This window comes from Paenibacillus sp. FSL H7-0331, from assembly GCF_001956045.1.
The window spans coordinates 1-1,593 of record NZ_MRTH01000134.1 but is presented as its reverse complement, the minus strand read 5'-3'; the positions used below and the strand labels follow the sequence as shown (position 1 = coordinate 1,593).

General features: G+C 52.5%; 1 protein-coding gene. It reads left to right on the top strand.

From position 1 onward, the window contains the following. On the top strand, positions 1–1,593 hold a 1,593-nt coding region (locus BK127_RS42110; RefSeq protein WP_179097840.1), incomplete at both ends, for a cadherin-like beta sandwich domain-containing protein.

The following is a 1,593-nucleotide window of genomic DNA, read 5'->3' as shown; positions in this document are numbered from 1 at the left end:
GGAAATAGCAGCAACTACTCCAACGAAGTCAGCGCAACACCGATAGCCGCAACACCGAGCGCATCCAGTAATGCGAATCTGAGCAGTATGGCCGTATCAGGAATAACGCTCAGTCCATCGTTTGATCCGGGTACATTTTCCTACACAGCGAGCGTAGCGAACGGTGTAACGTTGGTGATAGTGACGCCAACAATATCGGATAGCAACGCAAAAGTGAAGGTAAACGGGACAGCAGTGACGAGCGGACAAGCGTCGGGGGCGATCAACCTGAACGTGGGTAGCACTCAAATCACCGTGGTAGTGACGGCTCAAGACGGAAAGACCGTGCAGACGTATACCGTGAACGTGTCTAGAGCCGAAGCGGTAACGGCCAGTTCTACTGCACCGATTCAGGTGACGACTAAACCTGTATCTATTACCGTCCCTGCGAGTGTAACGAATGCCGAGATTGTGGTTGCAACGACAATGGCAGGATCGAGCAAAGAAGCGATGCTCCCGTTAGTGGAAGTGCAAGCGGCTACCACTCTGGGCAATGTAAGTATAATGATTCCAGACGGAACGAAAATTACGGCTCCCGGCAATTGGGACGGCACGATCAAGCTCCCGCAAGTGCTAAGCAACAGCAGCGTAACGATCAATCATGGCATCGTGAGCGCCGTCATTGAAGTCGGATCGACGGAGGTATCGTTAACGTTCGACAGAGCGGTGCGATTGCTCATCCCAAACCAAGGGGGCAAAAAGGCCGGCTTCGTCCGAAACGGCGTGTTTACCGAGATCACGGGCACAGTAACCGCAGACACCCAAGCAGCGGCAGACCACGAGATTGCCGCAGGCGGAGACGCCAAAATGATGATTGGCAGTGACCTTGTCATTTGGACTAAACACTTTACCCTATTTGTCAGCTACACGCAGGTCGACTCAACGAGCAACACCGTAACCAGAAGTGGAGGCGGTGGAGGCGGCGGTGCCGCAACCAACTCCGCAACGATCTCGGCTACCAGCGGGGGAAAGACAACATTGAACGGAGCCACAATCGAAGTTCCCGCCGGAGCGATGGATAGCAACATTCAAGTTACGGTAGATATAGTGAGCGACACCTCGATTCTGCCGATGGACAGCGCCTTACAATTGGTTAGCGAGGTGTACGAGATCAAGAAAGACAAGGACGGCGAATTCAGCAAGCCGGTCGTTATTACGCTGCCTTTCGACAAGACGAAGGTGGACTCTGCGAAATGGACGGCAGGCGTATATTGGCTGAACGAACAAACCCATAAATGGATGTCATTAGAAAGCTTGAACGTCGACGAAGCGAACGGGACAGCATCCGGATCGGTGAACCATTTTACGAAATTTGCCGTTCTAGCATTGGATAAAGCGAAGACCGAGCAGCCGCAAACAAATGAAGCGGACTTTGCCGATATCAAAGGGCAATGGTACGAATCGAACGTGCGGGAGCTGGTGAAACTCGGCGCGATTAACGGTTATCCAGACAACACATTTAGGCCTGATGCGAACATCACAAGAGCGGAATTCGTGACTGTTATCGTCAAAGCGTTCCAGCTTGGGGAGCATGAAGGCAAAACCTTTGCGGAT